Below are 15,943 nucleotides of genomic sequence, written 5' to 3'. Positions count from 1 at the left end.
TTCAAAAATACACATTCACTAAATTCTGCATTTCCTTCAAAGTCTTTACACTTAAAAGTAAGTCTTCCTTTTCTCTTGTTGTTAAATGGGTGAATACTAATACAGAAGTCAATTTCTCATTATTTTTATGCTGCTTCCATCTTTGCTTTACATAAAAACACATGATTTCTCCGATAGCTGTTTTAACATCCTTCGCAAAGTCTTCACTAAACACTTTTTTCTGAACTAATCTATCGATTCTAGTAAATGGTGTTCCAACTACAATGCCATGTAAGAGAGATAATAGTTGAAGACTATGGTGATACGGAAAGAGGATTTCCTTTTTAATATCAAGCGATTTGCGTTCTAGCCTGAATAAAGACCGAATGGGATGGTCTAAAGTCGGTATTAGACTTTCCTTTTCCTGTTCATGAAGATGAAATAGAAATATTTTCGCACCTATCATCTGCTGCTGTATGCTTTTTTCAAATTTTTGGTGAAGTTGTTCATTTCCATATAGGAATCGATATGAAAAAAAGTTTTGAGCTAGGAGCATATTTTGCGGGGATGAATGAATACTCCAAGAATGGATCCGTCCTATCCATGTATCAATTGATCCTCTCCAACGTGGATTACTTGCCATCATTTCCCCTTGGCAACGTTCAAATCCAGATCTTTCTAGTAAATGAACGATTTCTTCACTCAATCTAGCAAAATACTCGTGTTGATCTTCTTCAGTCTGTTCGTATACGAGAAAATGGTCCTGGTCGGTTAATAAAAATTGCTCCCCCCTACCTGCACTTCCCATTTGGTAAAAGCAGAATGAAACAGGTGGTGTTAATCCATCTTTTACCCTAAGTTTATTGACTGCAATTTCAATACATCTTTTAACAAGACGATCATAGAGTTTTGTTATGCTTTCGAGGATTTTAAAGACAGGGACATCATCCTGAAGAAGAGCTTCAACTACTTCATATATCGCCTTCTTAATAACCGGTATTGTCTCTTCTTCTGATTGTTCAATTGTTCGGATTGTTCGTATCATATTGTCACTCTTTTTTCTCATCAAATCTGATAACGTAATTATCCCTACAACCTGCTCATCTTGTGTAACTGGCAAGTGTTTGATTCCATGTAAAATCATTGTTGACAGTGCTTCATAATAAAATACAAATTGTGAAATAGTGTATGGGTTTTCCGTCATAATTTCTTTGACCGGATCATCATACGCTTTCTTTTTTGCGATTACTCTCGACACAATATCCCGCTCTGTAATAATTCCTAGAACTTCCCCATGTTCCAACACTAAAACCGAACTCGTACGTTCATCTGCCATTCGAAATGCTGCTGTTTCAATTGGGGCCATTGATTCGACTGAAATAATTGTCTTTGACATCATATCTTTAACCGTTGTGACTAATGAGCCAGAATGGTCTACCTTTCGTGAAAGTACAACTTGCTCTGCTAATGAACCATAAATATCTTTCAATCGAACTGCTAATTGTGTGAAAAGATAATCATAGATCTCCTTTTCTTTTAACAGAAGCTCAATGACTGGATATGGAATAAAAATGGCTTCTGCCTGTTCAATTGCCCTTACCTCAACTCCATATTCAAAGTCACTTTTCACTTCACCTAAAAAGTCAGCTACACTCGAAAGTCCAATCAATTCACCGGGTTGAAGTACTTCCAACACCTCTCTTTTATCATTCCTGCCTACACAAACTTCAACAAAGCCAGAAAGCAGCAGAAGTAATCCCTTCCGCTGCTCATTCGCATGAAAAATAATATCAAAACGTTTAAATTCCTTCGATTGACATTTTTCCAGTAATTGTTGTAACTCAATTTTTGATAAGCCTTGAAAAAATGGATGCTTGTTAACATCCTCATAAAGTCTTTTCATTTTCATACCTTCTTTAGAGCAATTTTGGCATTAAAAATGCTGATGCTACGACATTTTACAATCGTAACATCAGTATATTTTTCAACAATTATGCTTCTTCTTTTAACCAAACCTCACCATCTTTATATGTCATTTGTTCAGGGTAGCGGAGATCCATTACTGAACCTTGAATTTCTTGAGATGGTGCTGGAGTTGATAGTGAGACAATGACGTTTGTAAGTATTGCTGCTGTAGCACCAAATATACCTGCTCCTGTATCGATAATTCCTGCAATCGTGAAGCCTCCGTATTTCGCAGCAAAGATGTACCCTAATGTTACTGCTAATCCAACTATCATTCCCCAAATAACTCCATACACATTTGAGCGCCTCCACCAAACACCTAATAGTAGTGCTGGGAAAAATGTACCCGATGCAATTGCAAATGCCCAAGCTACAATTTGGGTAATCGCTCCTGGAGGGTTTAAGGCAACAAGTCCGGCTAATAATGTTGCAATTGCAATCGACCATCGTGCAACATTTAGACGTTTTTTCTCAGTAGCGTCAGGCTTAAGAACACGGTAGTAAATATCATGTGCAAACGATGATGAGAGTGAAATCATCAATCCACCAGCAGTTGATAATGCCGCAGCCATCGCTCCTGCTGCTACTAATCCAATTACAAATACTCCGAGATTTGCAATTTCTGGAGTAGCCATTACGACGATATCATTCGCAATTGTCATTTCCGTCCATTGTAAAATACCATCACTATTCGTATCTGCAAGCTTTAACATTCCGACATCAATCCAAGATTGAGTCCAATGAGGCAATTCCGCTATTTTTTGACCTGCTACTTGTGTCATTAAAATAAACCGAGAAAACGCCGCATATGCAGGTGCAGATAAATATAAGAAACCGATAAAAAGCAGTGCCCATGCACCAGACCAGCGTGCTGCTTTCATTGTAGAAACTGTATAAAAGCGAACAATTACGTGTGGTAAACCTGCCGTACCTGCCATTAATGTGAACATCAATGCTAGGAACTGCCACTTTGTACCCGTTGTAAATGGTGCGAAATACTCGGTAAAGCCTAGTTCACGGTCAAGCTCACCGATTTGTTCAACAATATTTCCATAGGATAACCATGGCAATGGATTATTTGTTAGCTGTAGTGAAATAAAAATAACAGGGATTAAGTAAGCAATAATTAATACAAGATATTGTGCTACCTGTGTCCATGTAATTCCCTTCATACCACCCATTGCTGCGTAGAAAGCAATCAAGACTACTCCAATCATCGTTCCTATTTTCGCGTCGATTTCAAATAGACGCCCAATAACAACTCCAGAACCTGATAGCTGACCAATTGAATAGGTGAATGAGATAATGATTGTACAGATTGCTGCAATAATACGTGCCGTATGACTATTGAATCGGTCACCTATAAATTCTGGAACCGTATATCTTCCATATTTCCGCAACTGAGGCGCAAGTAGGAAAGTAAGCAACAGATATCCACCTGTCCAGCCCATGATGTAGGCTAGACCACCATATCCAAGTGCCATGATCGTTCCAGCCATTCCAATAAAGGAAGCCGCACTCATCCAGTCCGCTCCAATGGCCATTCCGTTATAGACTGGTGGCACTCCACGACCAGCTACATAGAAATCTGAGGTTGCTTTCGCTCGATTGAAGATCGCAATCCCAATATAAAGAGCAAACGACGCTAAAATAATTGATAATGAGACCAAAAACTGTGTATCCAAACTTCATCCCCCTTTGAATTGAAGTGTTTTCGGCATTTGTAAGTTTTGTACTGAGTATGTTGTGGTGTATGTAGAAGTATGTGCAAAATGAATTTTTACTAGGGCCGAGACTCATTTGATTGATTATTTGCTTTTGAAAGTCTCAGATGTAGAGGTTTTATGCTGGTCTGATAGGTTAATGATCTAATACTTTTCCTGAACTGATTTGTTCATTCTTACTTTCATCAATACCATATTTTTTATCAATGCTATCACTTACTTTTGCATTAACAAATAATACAATGATAAATGTTAATACAGCTCCTTGGGCACCCATGAAATAATGAAATGGAAGACCGTTTACGGAGAATTTGGAAAATGGCTCTGCAAACAATACCACTCCAAATGAAACTAGAAACCCGATAATTAAATAAATTGCAATATTTCTTGTACGCTCTTTAAAATAAGCATCAGCAATTTTCTTGTCAATTTTTTTCAAATGTTAGCACCTCCACTAAGTTATTATTTTAATTGTGCGTTAGACTTCAGCTCTAATTCCTTTCATGGACCACCTCCTTAAAACATAGCTTGTTATTTTAATGAAAAGATAAAACGAATTGTCTCACCTATTGGTGCCGGGAATAGTATTACTTCAATAATGAAATAGATAAATATTGATGCGAAAGGAATAAGTAAAAAGATTGGACGTTTCTTTTTTAAACCGAAAAATAAACTTAAAGCAGTGACAATAAGAAGTAAGAATAAAATCATGAATAAAGGACAACTCCTTTTTATGAAAGCGTTATCATTTTGGGTATGTATTATCATTAGCTACAATTATAGTACTATCTTATAATTATAATATTACGAAAATTGATAATAATTATTATTATGTATTTATTTTTTTTAACAGTCAAGAAAAAAATAGGACAAGTTGCCCTATTTTTCACCACCAAGGGTTTCAATCATTATCGCTATTGCTGCCTCTAAATCTTTATTAGACCAACTTGGAAGATTTGGTTTTTTTATAGCGAGTTGATGTGACGCAGGGATATGAATAAAACCCGCTTGAATCGATAAGCTTTCCTGTTCAATTTTATGAAGAGTTGAATACATAACATTGTTACATAAATAGGTCCCAGCACTATTAGAGATTGTGGCAGGTAATCCATTTTCATTAAGTGTATTTACAAACTTCCGTATTGGAAGGGTTGAAAAATATCCTACAGGGCCATTATCTTCAATCGGTGAATCCTCTAGTTTTATCCCTTTGTTATCTGCTGCGCCATCACAACAGTTGATTGCGATTCGTTCTGGTGTGATTTTTGAACGGCCAGCTGCTAACCCTAAGGAAATCACTACATCCGGTTTAACCTCGTCAATTAGGTTAAGAATTTGTTTTGCTGATTCCGAGAAATCAACTGGTAAAAGTCGTCCAATGATTTGATAGTTACCGATAGTTGATCCATCAATCCTTTTCACTATTTCCTCAGTTGGGTTGATTGGGAAATCTAAAAACGGCTCAAATCCAGTTAGAAGTAATTTCTTCATACGTTTTCTTTCTTCCTTTCTTCTTCACTTATTAATGACGTTAATTTATAGGAATATTCCTCCGTAGACTAAGGCTCCTATTATGACGTATGCAGGGTGGATCTTCCATTTTTCTAAGAGAAGAAAGCTTGCAACGATAAGAAAAATCGTCTGCCCTAATCCTGTGCCCTCATATGATTCTGAAAAAAAACGGTATGCCATGACTCCTAACAAAATGGCGATTGTTGGACGAATGTAGTTTGTCATTCGTTTAACTTTTGGTGAATCCTTAAATTTATATAAGATACTTAAAAGCCCAATCATTAAAATAAGTGATGGTGCTACTGTTGCAAAAATAGCGACTGATGCACCGAGTATCCCTGCCTGTTGATAGCCGATATATCCAGCCATTTTTGTAGCGATAGGTCCTGGCAAGGCATTTCCGAGTGCAAGTACCTCACTAAATTCTTGAACTGAAAGCCAATGATATGTATGTACAACTTCATTTTCAACAAGTGGAATAGATGCTGGTCCACCTCCGTAGCCCAATATTCCCGGTAGGAAGAAGGCAAGGAAAAGTTGCCAATAGATCATGAAGATGAACCTCCTTCTTGTTCCTTCTTATTTTTTTTCACTAATGCTGCAACAAGTAACACTCCGATTAAAATTCCTGGGTGTACATTTAGCCACTCGAGTAATAGTAAACTTGCAACACCAAATATAACTGTTTTCACCCAACCAAGTCCTTTTTTTGCATTTTCAAAAAACTGCCATGTTAAAACTGCGAGCATTACACCAACGACTGGTACAACCGCCTTTGTCATACCTTGAACCCAATCAAGGTCTTTGAAGGATGAAAGTGATGTAAGGAGAACAATCATTAAAATAATCGTCGGAACCGTTGTTGCGATAAGCGATAGCACCGTTCCTAGCACACCACCAACACGGTACCCTATATATCCGGCCATTTTTGTTGCAATTGGTCCTGGAAGTGTATTTCCAAGTGCGAGAATATCACCAAACTCATCGTCGCTTAACCACTTATATCGTTCAACAACTTCCTTGTGAACAAGTGGAATGGAGGATGGTCCACCACCATAACCAAGCAGACCAACCTTTAAAAATGCATAAAACAATTGAAACTGTTTCATAATATATCCTTTCTGAAGGTGAATTCCTCCTCATTAGAGGGGTTAATTTTATCCTAATTGAGAACACCAACCCTATAATGCCCGAAACATCAATATGTTAACAGCCACGTCTGACATAGCACCCAGACAGGCTAATAAGCGGCAATGGCTCCGTCTGTACGGTGTTCAGTTCCACCAATTAAGACACCAGTATTAGGGTTACGCCAAATCATTTGACCTCGTCCAAACCCGCCAGAGTCTAATGCCACTTGTATGTCATGTCCTTTTCTTGAAAGTGCCTGCGCTATATGCTGTGGAAAGCTATGTTCAACGTGAATTTTCTTTCCCTCTACCCATTGCCATCTTGGAGCATCTAAAGCAGCCTGCGGGTTGAGATGGAAATCTACCGTATTCATCACCACTTGGACATGTCCTTGAGGCTGCATAAACCCACCCATTACACCAAACGGTCCCACTGCTTCTCCATTTTTCGTTAAAAATCCTGGAATGATTGTGTGAAATGGTTTTTTACCTGGTCTTAATGCATTCTCATGTGTTGGATCCATCGAAAAGTCAAAGCCTCTATTTTGTAATCCTATGCCTGTCCCTGGAACAACATTACCCGATCCAAATCCGAAATAATTACTTTGAATGAAGGAAACCATATTTCCTTCTTCATCTGCTGTTGCTAAATAAACAGTACCTCCACTCGGAGGTGTGCCCGGTTCTGGCATAAGTGCCTCATTACCGATTAAGCTTCTCCGTTCATTCATATATTTTTCTGACATAAGTTGTTCAACAGACCTGGACATCTCTTTCGGATCCGTAATATACGTTTTACCGTCGGCAAATGCTAGTTTCATAGCTTCAATTTGTTTATGATATGTTTCCACGGATTCCTTTTCAGTTAACTCAAAGCCATCTAACATTTTCAACGCCATTAAAGCCACTAATCCCTGGCCATTAGGTGGAATTTCCCATACATCATAGCCACGATAATTAACCGATATTGGCTCAACCCATTCAGGTTTGTAGTTTGCTAGATCCTCAGCAGATAGGAAGCCATCATATTGCTCTATATAGGATATAATTTTATCCGCTAATTCACCACGATAAAAGCTTTCGGCATTTGTCTCAGCTATTGATTGAAGGGTTCTAGCATGATCCTCAGAACGCCATAATTCACCTATTTCAGGAGGACGACCGTTTGGAGCATATGTTTCAAACCAACTAGCAAATTCCTCTCCTATCAGATTCTTTTTATAGTTATTATATGCACCCTTCCAGTACTTCCCTAAAATCGGAGATAACGGAAAGCCATTTTGAGCATATTCAATTGCTGGCTGAAGTACATCAGTTAATGGTAGCTTTCCAAAACGCTTGGAAAGTTCTGCCCATGCTGCTGGTACACCTGGTACAGTAACAGGTATTAATCCGTATTTTGGAATACTTTCGTAGCCTCTTTCTTTCAGTGCCTCAATGGATATATTTTTAGGTGCAGTACCACTAGCATTTAAACCATGAAGCTGGCCATTTACCCATACGAGTGCAAATGCGTCTCCTCCAATCCCATTCGAGGTCGGTTCAACTACGGTAAGACATGCTGCTGTTGCGATAGCAGCATCGATTGCATTCCCACCTCTCTTTAAAATATCTAGACCCGCTTGAGCTGCCAGTGGCTGTGACGTAGCAACCATACCATTTCTGGCAAAGGTAGCTAATCGATTAGATGTATATGGATTATGTAAGTAGTCCATTTCTTATTTTCTCCTTTTGTTTCGAATATCGAAATAGTTTTGTTTATTATATCAAAAAATTAAAACACTTTCGATAATAGCGAAAAAAAAATTACCTACCAAATAATAACGATTATCTGGTAGGTAACTAGTTCACAACAGAACTACTTTTATTCGTTTAAGAAGTTTGCTCCAGCTAGAGATGTAATGCCATCATATGTTGCATATGCATATACATTGTAATAATAGCCTTTTGGCAGCTTGAAGCCATCATTTAATGTTCCATCCCACTCAAAAGTTTGGAATCCTGCTGGGATATTTTCATAGACTCCAATATCACCTAAATATGCGAGCGGTTCACCGTCTTTATTAGATAGATAAACAAATAGATCCACAACTTCTGCTCCACCTTGGAAATATGCTTCTATTGCAGTTGGTCCATCACTTCCAAGTGTTACATCCATACCTGATACACGTGGATAATCTGGTTCTTTTACAAATAAAATGGTTGATACATCAAAAGTCTGTTCCCCATCACTTATCACAATTGTTCCTTCATAATACCCAGGTTGTAATTTCCCGGCATCCACTTGCACATTAAGATTAACATTTTGTGATTTATTTGCATTTACTTTTAAATTATTACTTGTAATCACTTTAATTCCATTTGGATTTCCATCAAATTTCACTTCAAAACTATAAGACTTTCTTTCATTTGAAAGATTTTTTATTGTAAAATGTTGCTTTTCAACTTGCTTTCCTTTGTCCTTGTAGAATACTCCAAATGAGTGACTACCTGGTGTTACTAATGTTTTAGCATTAATTGCATCAAGTACACGAATGCTTCCTGCACCTTGTGTATTGTGCGGGTAGTCCTCACCTGTCGCGGGATCAATTAAGTTTTCAGCTGTATTCATTAAAGCAGCCTTTACATCTTGTACACTCCAGTTAGGGTGAGCTTGTAAAAGCAATGCTGATGCTCCAGCTACATGTGGTGATGCCATACTTGTTCCTTGATATGCTGCATAACCATGTGGATTTGAAGGGTCATGAGTTGGAACTGTACTTACAATATTTACCCCAGGAGCAGAAACATCAGGCTTGACCATCCAAGTTTTAACAACTGGTCCACGAGATGAGAAGTCAGCCATCATTTCGCCAACTTTATGTGAAAACTCAATATTAAACGTGACTTTATTATTTCCTTTCTCTAATTCAGCAAGGAGTTTCTTTCCATCTTCTAATGTCGTTTTAATTGTCGGTACATCCATACCTGGCACATCTGCATGTTCTCCAGCCACATTATTATAGATAATCGCACCAACTGCACCTGCTTTTTTAGCATTGGTTGCCTTATCGACAAATGCAAAATCACCACGACTAATTAAAGCTATTTTTCCAGTTAGGTCTTTCCCTTCAAAATCACTTGGACCGCCTAGTCCAACATGAACAAATTCATACTCTTTACCATTTAATGCAAGTATAGCTTCATCACTTGGGAAACCTTGAACTTTAGCAGAAGGATAATTCACACCTTCACTTGTTGATATTTTTGAATTATACACGTTAAACGGTAGCTGTGTAGCCCCAACTGAGATTGCTTCACGGGAAGTTCCCGGTGTTCCAACCGTCCAATTATCAGGGCCTGCATTACCATTTGAAGTGACTGCAACAACTCCTTCAGCCATTGCCCAATCAAGTGCAATACTTAACGCATCGTCTGGGTAGTTAAATGAACTTCCAAGCGAAAGGTTCATGATATCTGCACCATCTTGTACAGCTCGTTCTACACCAGCAATTACGTTTTCAGTTGATCCACTTCCACCTGGTCCAAGTACACGATATGCTAAAAGCGTAGCATCAGGTGCAATACCTTTAATTTCTCCATTAGCTGCGACTGTACCAGAAACGTGGGTACCATGTGCTGTTTCTTCACCACGTGGGTCCCCTTTTGGTGTTTCTTGCGGGTCATTATCATTGTCGACAAAGTCATAGCCTTTATATTCTCCAAATGCATGAGCTAGGTCAGGATGGGTGTAGTCTGCTCCAGTATCAACTACCGCAACAGTGATTCCTTTACCCGTGTAACCAGATTTCCATGCATCATTTGCTCCAATATGTGGAGCGCTATTCATCATTTGAGGGCTATACACTTCAGGTGTAACGAGTTCACTTTCTTCACCAGTCACAGTATATGTAACCGCAGGATATACGGCTTTTACACCTGGAACTGAAAGTAGTGCTGGAATTTCACTTGCTTTTAACTCTACTGAGAAACCTGAGAATACATAATCATATTCACGATTAACCTTACTTGATTTAGCTGCTTTTACGACAGCATCTTTAACCTTATTTCTCTCTTTTGCTAAATTTGCTTTTGTTTGGGATTTTCCTGTATGCTTTGCTTCTACAATTGATTGTTCATTCATTTCAACGATGACCGTAGTTGACTTTGTGGATCTTACGTCAATATCTCCAACTAGCTCTGCTAGTTTTTGAGCAACAGAATCAGAGTTTGGCTCTTTTCCTTTTGCGAATGCACCCATACTAAATGAGGAAAACGCAAGTAGAAAGACTAATAGCATTAATGAAGTTCGTAATGATCTCTTTTTATACATAGATAAGTCCCAGCTCCCTTTTGAAATTGTATTAGGATTGAGGTTGCCTGATAACCAACATAGTCCCCCCTTTGTTTGACGTACTTAGGCAAATACTCAATAATATTTAAATTCTGCGTGCATGTACACGATTCCTTGAAATATTTATCCCATTATTTAGACAATTAAATCAATTATTCCTTTATAACTTCAATACTTTTGTAGCTTTTTGACGAGACTAGTCAATTATTGTTTCTTCCAATTCACAAAAGGGGCTAATCAAATGCGCCTTGGCGTATTTGCGCCCAGATTTTTTCGAGCTTGCTCGAAAAGCTTCCTTTAAAAATCTGAGGCATCCGCCGGAGGCTTTAACTTTATTCAGTCGGGGTTTGAACCCCCACTGAATTGGAAACTTCTTTGCATTCATCTCTCAACTTATAAAAGTGGAAGACTTCAGCTGAATAAAGTTAAAAAAAAGTTACCAACCAAATAATCACGATTATCTGGTTAGTAACTTGTTCACATCAAGCTTTGTGCCATTATGCAGTTCTTATTTTTTTTGAGAAAAAATAGATTGCAAGACTTATAAATCCAATGATGAGTAGTGCTGTAATGATAAAGACCAAAATAAAGCTATTATCAGGACTTCCAGTAAGGATGAGTTGGCTTGCGTGAGTCGATAATCGAGCAGGGCTCCACAACATCCATTTTGAAAATAATGAGGTTATGCCTGACAATGCAATAGCTACAAGTATCGTTAGGAACGCAACAAGTCCACTATTTTTTAACACAGTGCTAAGCAATAAGATCACAGTAACTAAAAACAATAGCCAGAGTCCATATACGAGTGATCCCTTCAAAAAGTCAATAAATACTACCTCACCAATTAGCAATTCCGTGTAATACCACGATGCAAACATCCCAAGTAAAAAGGAGCCGATTGTTATGATTGCGATGCTTACCCATTTCGCGGTAATATAATTAAAAAATGAGACAGGCTTTACCAAAATGATTTCGCTAACCCCACTATTCCTTTCAGCAACCACAATCCCCATGAATGCCAATGCAAGTACTAGTATCCCTATCTGACTATATTGCCCAAGTGTTGAGACAATCACTTCAGATGGGGTTGGTAATGGGATTTCAAACACAGCCCCCTCCGGAAGATTCCCAGCCTTGTCAAGAATTTCGGGCAAATAATAAGAGGAGACCGGCTGCATAATGCCCAATAAAATAAAGACAAGTGGCATCCATAGCATTTTATAATTGCGAATCATTTCAAGCCATTCCTTTTTAAACAATACAATCCACTGACTCATTCGCTCACCACCTTCATAAATACATCCTCCAATGAGGATTGCCCCACTTGGAAAGAAATAACTGGAATTCTCTTATCAAGAATATCTTGTAAAATTCCCTCTCTAGCTGCTTCAAGTCGTGAAACCGTGATCGTAGCAGTCGTACGCTCAGTTCGCACATCAGTAATTACATCAATTGATTTCAAACCTTGTGCCCACTCTGTTATATCTCCATCTGCGGAAATGATAATTACATCATGCTGATGCCTTTTACGTAATTCATCCAATGACCCGCTTAATGCAAGCTTGCCTTTCTGCATGATGACAATTTCATCACATACCTCTTCGGCATCATGGAGAACATGCGTTGAAAAAAGAATCGTTGTTTTCTTTTTCAATTCTCTCATCATCTCAATAACCTCACGCCGTCCAACTGGATCCAAAGCTGAGACCGGCTCATCAAGCATAAGAAGCATTGGCTCATGAATCATTGCTTGTGCAATTCCTAATCGTTGTTTCATTCCGCCTGAAAAACCACCAATTCTACGCTTTTTTGCATCCGCCAACCCAACAAGCTCGAGTAATTTATCTGCCCTAATTTGTGACTCCTTCTTCGTTAAATGAGCTAGCTGGCCAACATAAATGAGAAATTCATTCGCATTCATCCAGTTATAAAACACTGGATGTTGTGGTAGATACCCGATATATTGTCGGTTATCACCATCTTTCATACCCGTAAATCTGATTTTACCGTCTGTTGGTTGGAGCAACCCCGCTAGCATACGAAGTGTTGTTGTCTTACCGGCTCCATTTGGACCAAGTAATGCTGTACAGCTTCCTTCCTTAATCTGAAAGCTTAAATCCTTCACTGCTGTTTCTTTTCCAAATCTTTTAACGAGTGATTCCAATGATACGAGTGTCATATTATCTCTTCCTTCCAATCACAAAATATAGGATTGGACCAAAAATACTGATAAAAATTGAAATGAATACCCATATTAGCTTTGGTCCCTTTGTTGCTTCACTTTTGGCTATATCAACGAGTGCCGTTACCATTAATATAAGTTGAATTACAATAATCGGAGCAATTGCTGCCCACGGAACTTGTGCTAATTCTTCCATATGCCATCTTCCTCTCCACTTTTGATTCAATGATAATACGGTGCTAATGGTAAAAAAGTTCATTGTAAAAAAAATTTTTTTAAAATACGCTCAGTTAAACGATATTGTTGATTTACGTTACAGGCGGACGCCTTTCACTACAATCACAAAGTTTTAAATCAATCATAAAATATAGCAAAAAACCGATTACTCCATCATTATGAGTAATCGGTTTACTATTCATTGCCAACACTGTATTAAAAATTTACTTCCCAGTGTACTTATGCTTTCGCCATTCCGATTGAGGCATCGGTCGAGTTTGTTTTTTTTCCATCCTCTGAATTTTCATCGTCCACAGGTGGTGTTTCCTTATCCTCATCTGCTGGCGTCTTCGTATTATCTGGTTTCTCTTCCTCTACTGACTTATCCTTATCTTCATCTTCTGAAGCTTTATCATCAGCAGCATCTTTATGATCTTCTAAAGAAGTAATTGGCTCTCCGAAGTAATCAAGTGGATTTACCGCCTTGCCACTATTACGGAGTTCAAAGTGAACATGGATCCCCGCATCTTTGTCATAAAGATTTTGGCCTGCTTTTCCAAGAACATCACCTTGTTCAACAGTGTCACCTTGTTTTACATTTAAATTAGCAAGTGACTGATACATTGTTACAATTCCATCAGTATGTTCAATTTCAACGATGTGACCGTGTAGAGAATCCTTTTCTGCTCGTAATACTGTTCCACCTAATGAAGCCACAACATCAAAAGTCTTCATATCCTTAGCTACGATATCGATACCTTTATTAGGCTGATATGAGTTTTCATAGGATACGAGAGCTGCTTCTTGCTTCTCAGATGATGCATCTTCATCATAAAACTCTCTAAAAACTTCAATTGCATCTTTGTCAATGACTGGCATTTTAAAATTTCCTGCCGCTAGGTTAACCGGAATACTAGATGTGTCGCCATTTGCAGTACCTGGTGAATTTTCACCAGTTTTAAAGTCATCCTTTTTCTCAGACACATCATTATTACTTTGGAACCATAAGACTGCGGTTAGGATAATTGCTGCACTGACAAGATAGATTGCTGGAAATACCCAACGTTTTCTAAAAAAGCGTTGTAAACTTGATTTTTGAGAAGTACGTTTCTTTTCTTCCTCTCTCATCTTTCATCACCTCAGCAACCATTCTGAACACATTCACGGAAATATATACATTTCAAAAAAATTTTTTTAGATTATTTTTCGACAAATGGATAAATAATATTCATGTTTTCCGAAAATATTTTTAAAAATGGTATACTTAGTTGATAAAATTTTATAAAAGGAGACTAAAAATCGTGAAATCGCTGTTCCGATTTATTATAAAATTATCCCCTTTCGCATATATGGCATTTGTTTGGATTTTATCAAGCCTTCCTTCAGACGCAATCGTTAACACTTCATTTTCATGGGATCATACATTTAAGGAATCCTTACATTTAATTGAGTTTGCCATTTTATACGGATTGTGGGTACTATTTTTCTGTGTTGATAGAAAATTAACACATAAGACAAGCATCCTTGCTGCAGTACTTGCAATTTGCTACGGCTTTGTCGATGAAGCTCATCAATATTTTGTTCCATATCGCTCTGCAACTGTGATAGATCTTATAAAAGATACAATTGGTGTTCTCGTATTTTTCTATATCATCAAAATAAGTTATTTCGGAGAGAAATTACCTCGAGTCCGAAGATTTTTAAATTGGATTGAATCCACTGGGCGAAAAGGAAAAAATACGTAGAAGGGTAATTAGCCCCTCTACGTATTATTTTTTTGCAGTTATTTTATTGAGAAAATCGGTTGCCGATGATATTTGAACTCCTTGATAATAATACGTAACAATGTCTTTATATGATTTCCCTTCCTTTGCCATTCCATCTGCTCCGTATTGGCTCATACCTACTCCATGTCCATAGCCTTTCGTATCAATAATGATATGGTCACCCTTCCGTTCCCATGAAAAATCAGATGACCTCAAATCTAAGTATTTTTCTCGAATCTCCTTGCCTGAGAATGTTTTTCCTCCAATCTCGACAGTTGCCACACGGTTTGAAGATGTACGTTCGATTATCTTACCAATTTCTTTGCTGTCTCCAATTTTTACACCTAGACGCTGCTCAAAGTCCTTGACCGACATAGTTATTTGACCATGAAACTCTTTTGAATTCTTATCCCATGGACTAGGAACACTTTTTAAATATGGATAAGGATTTTTCCAATAGTCCTCTGAATTTTCGGTGTACCCGTTACTAGTAGAGAAAAAGGAAGCATCAATTGGTGCTCCATCATATGTTAAAATTTGTCCTTTTGTTTCGGTAACTGCCTTTATAAGCTTTTCCATCTTCCAATCATAATCTTCCTTCATTTCATTTTTCAGCTCTTCTTTACTTTTATATACTTGGTGACTTGTCGTATCTGTTACATCTGCGTTAGTGCCTTTAGGAACACCAACCTTTTGCTCACTTAACATTTGTCTGACAACATATGTACGTGCAGCTAAAGCTTGGGCTTTTAATGCCTCAAGTTCAAAGCTAGCAGGCATTTCTGAAGCTAGCACTCCAATCACATATTCCTCCAAAGGGATATCCACTGTATTTCCCATATTTGCGCGATATACGGCCACTTCAACAGCTGGCTCTGTTGAGACACTTAAGCTTTCTGGATTAGATTTTGGCGCTTCCTCCAACTTACCACTTGCCTTTTCTTCTGAAAAAGGGATTACGAGTAAAGTTGGAATCATCAAAATAACGACAAATAAAATAGCGACTAGTACAATGAATGGTTTTATTGGTTTCATGGATCTTGGCCTCCAAATGTAAATTCATGCAAACGAAAACATGCACCTACACTAATACTATGGGGATGGACAAGCATTTATGACACTTTTATTCTGTCCAC

Annotated in this window: 15 protein-coding genes; 1 reads left to right on the top strand and 14 read right to left on the bottom strand. The window is 38.0% G+C overall.

What is annotated here, in order from left to right; all coding sequences use genetic code 11:
• Position 1 precedes the first annotated feature (1 nt).
• The 13 genes from MJG50_RS07535 to spoIIQ form a co-directional block, all read right to left on the bottom strand.
• Positions 2–1,882: a DUF294 nucleotidyltransferase-like domain-containing protein gene (locus tag MJG50_RS07535; protein ID WP_240254217.1), complete on the bottom strand. Its 1,881-nt coding sequence runs from the start codon at positions 1,880–1,882 to the stop codon at positions 2–4.
• A gap of 88 nt (positions 1,883–1,970) precedes the next feature.
• The gene (locus MJG50_RS07530; protein WP_240254215.1) at positions 1,971–3,629 is read right to left on the bottom strand and encodes a sodium:solute symporter family protein; all 1,659 of its coding nucleotides are present in this window, start codon (positions 3,627–3,629) and stop codon (positions 1,971–1,973) included.
• Positions 3,630–3,804: 175 nt separating this feature from the next.
• On the bottom strand, positions 3,805–4,107 hold the full coding sequence (locus MJG50_RS07525; protein ID WP_240254213.1) for a DUF4212 domain-containing protein: 303 nt from the start codon (positions 4,105–4,107) through the stop codon (positions 3,805–3,807).
• Positions 4,108–4,199: 92 nt separating this feature from the next.
• Positions 4,200–4,379, bottom strand: a complete 180-nt coding sequence (locus MJG50_RS07520; protein WP_240254211.1) for a hypothetical protein — start codon at positions 4,377–4,379, stop codon at positions 4,200–4,202.
• A 168-nt stretch (positions 4,380–4,547) separates the two neighbouring features.
• The gene (gene pcp, locus MJG50_RS07515; RefSeq protein ID WP_240254209.1) at positions 4,548–5,159 is read right to left on the bottom strand and encodes a pyroglutamyl-peptidase I; all 612 of its coding nucleotides are present in this window, start codon (positions 5,157–5,159) and stop codon (positions 4,548–4,550) included.
• A gap of 45 nt (positions 5,160–5,204) precedes the next feature.
• Positions 5,205–5,732, bottom strand: coding sequence for a chromate transporter (locus MJG50_RS07510; RefSeq protein ID WP_240254207.1), 528 nt, complete (start codon positions 5,730–5,732; stop codon positions 5,205–5,207).
• Positions 5,729–6,289 carry a chromate transporter gene (locus MJG50_RS07505; RefSeq protein WP_240254205.1) on the bottom strand — a complete coding sequence of 187 codons (561 nt, stop codon included), beginning with the start codon at positions 6,287–6,289 and terminating at the stop codon, positions 5,729–5,731. The genes MJG50_RS07510 and MJG50_RS07505 overlap by 4 nt, the downstream gene beginning before the upstream one ends.
• Before the next feature lie 131 nt (positions 6,290–6,420).
• Positions 6,421–8,025 carry a gamma-glutamyltransferase family protein gene (locus tag MJG50_RS07500; RefSeq protein WP_240254203.1) on the bottom strand — a complete coding sequence of 535 codons (1,605 nt, stop codon included), beginning with the start codon at positions 8,023–8,025 and terminating at the stop codon, positions 6,421–6,423.
• Between the two features lie 149 nt (positions 8,026–8,174).
• Positions 8,175–10,622, bottom strand: a complete 2,448-nt coding sequence (locus tag MJG50_RS07495; RefSeq protein WP_275695535.1) for a S8 family peptidase — start codon at positions 10,620–10,622, stop codon at positions 8,175–8,177.
• A 518-nt stretch (positions 10,623–11,140) separates the two neighbouring features.
• The gene (locus tag MJG50_RS07485) at positions 11,141–11,920 is read right to left on the bottom strand and encodes an ABC transporter permease subunit (RefSeq protein WP_240254196.1); all 780 of its coding nucleotides are present in this window, start codon (positions 11,918–11,920) and stop codon (positions 11,141–11,143) included.
• Positions 11,917–12,822, bottom strand: coding sequence for an ABC transporter ATP-binding protein (locus MJG50_RS07480; protein WP_240254193.1), 906 nt, complete (start codon positions 12,820–12,822; stop codon positions 11,917–11,919). Before MJG50_RS07480 ends, MJG50_RS07485 begins: the two co-directional genes overlap by 4 nt.
• Position 12,823: 1 nt before the next feature.
• The gene (locus MJG50_RS07475) at positions 12,824–13,021 is read right to left on the bottom strand and encodes a PLD nuclease N-terminal domain-containing protein (RefSeq protein WP_240254189.1); all 198 of its coding nucleotides are present in this window, start codon (positions 13,019–13,021) and stop codon (positions 12,824–12,826) included.
• A gap of 260 nt (positions 13,022–13,281) precedes the next feature.
• The gene (gene spoIIQ / locus MJG50_RS07470) at positions 13,282–14,169 is read right to left on the bottom strand and encodes a stage II sporulation protein SpoIIQ (RefSeq protein ID WP_240254188.1); all 888 of its coding nucleotides are present in this window, start codon (positions 14,167–14,169) and stop codon (positions 13,282–13,284) included.
• Between the two features lie 173 nt (positions 14,170–14,342).
• Between spoIIQ and MJG50_RS07465 the strand changes: the two genes are divergently transcribed.
• Positions 14,343–14,786 carry a VanZ family protein gene (locus tag MJG50_RS07465; RefSeq protein WP_345893218.1) on the top strand — a complete coding sequence of 148 codons (444 nt, stop codon included), beginning with the start codon at positions 14,343–14,345 and terminating at the stop codon, positions 14,784–14,786.
• A gap of 24 nt (positions 14,787–14,810) precedes the next feature.
• Here the strand turns inward: MJG50_RS07465 and spoIID are convergent, their stop codons facing one another.
• Complete coding sequence (gene spoIID, locus MJG50_RS07460) at positions 14,811–15,842, bottom strand: stage II sporulation protein D (RefSeq protein ID WP_240254184.1); 1,032 nt, start codon at positions 15,840–15,842, stop codon at positions 14,811–14,813.
• Positions 15,843–15,943 lie beyond the last annotated feature (101 nt).

This window comes from Fredinandcohnia quinoae (assembly GCF_022427965.1).
GTDB lineage: Bacteria > Bacillota > Bacilli > Bacillales > Bacillaceae_L > Ferdinandcohnia > Ferdinandcohnia quinoae.
The sequence above is the reverse complement of the archived record's forward strand: the minus strand, read 5'-3'. Positions and strand labels throughout refer to the sequence as shown.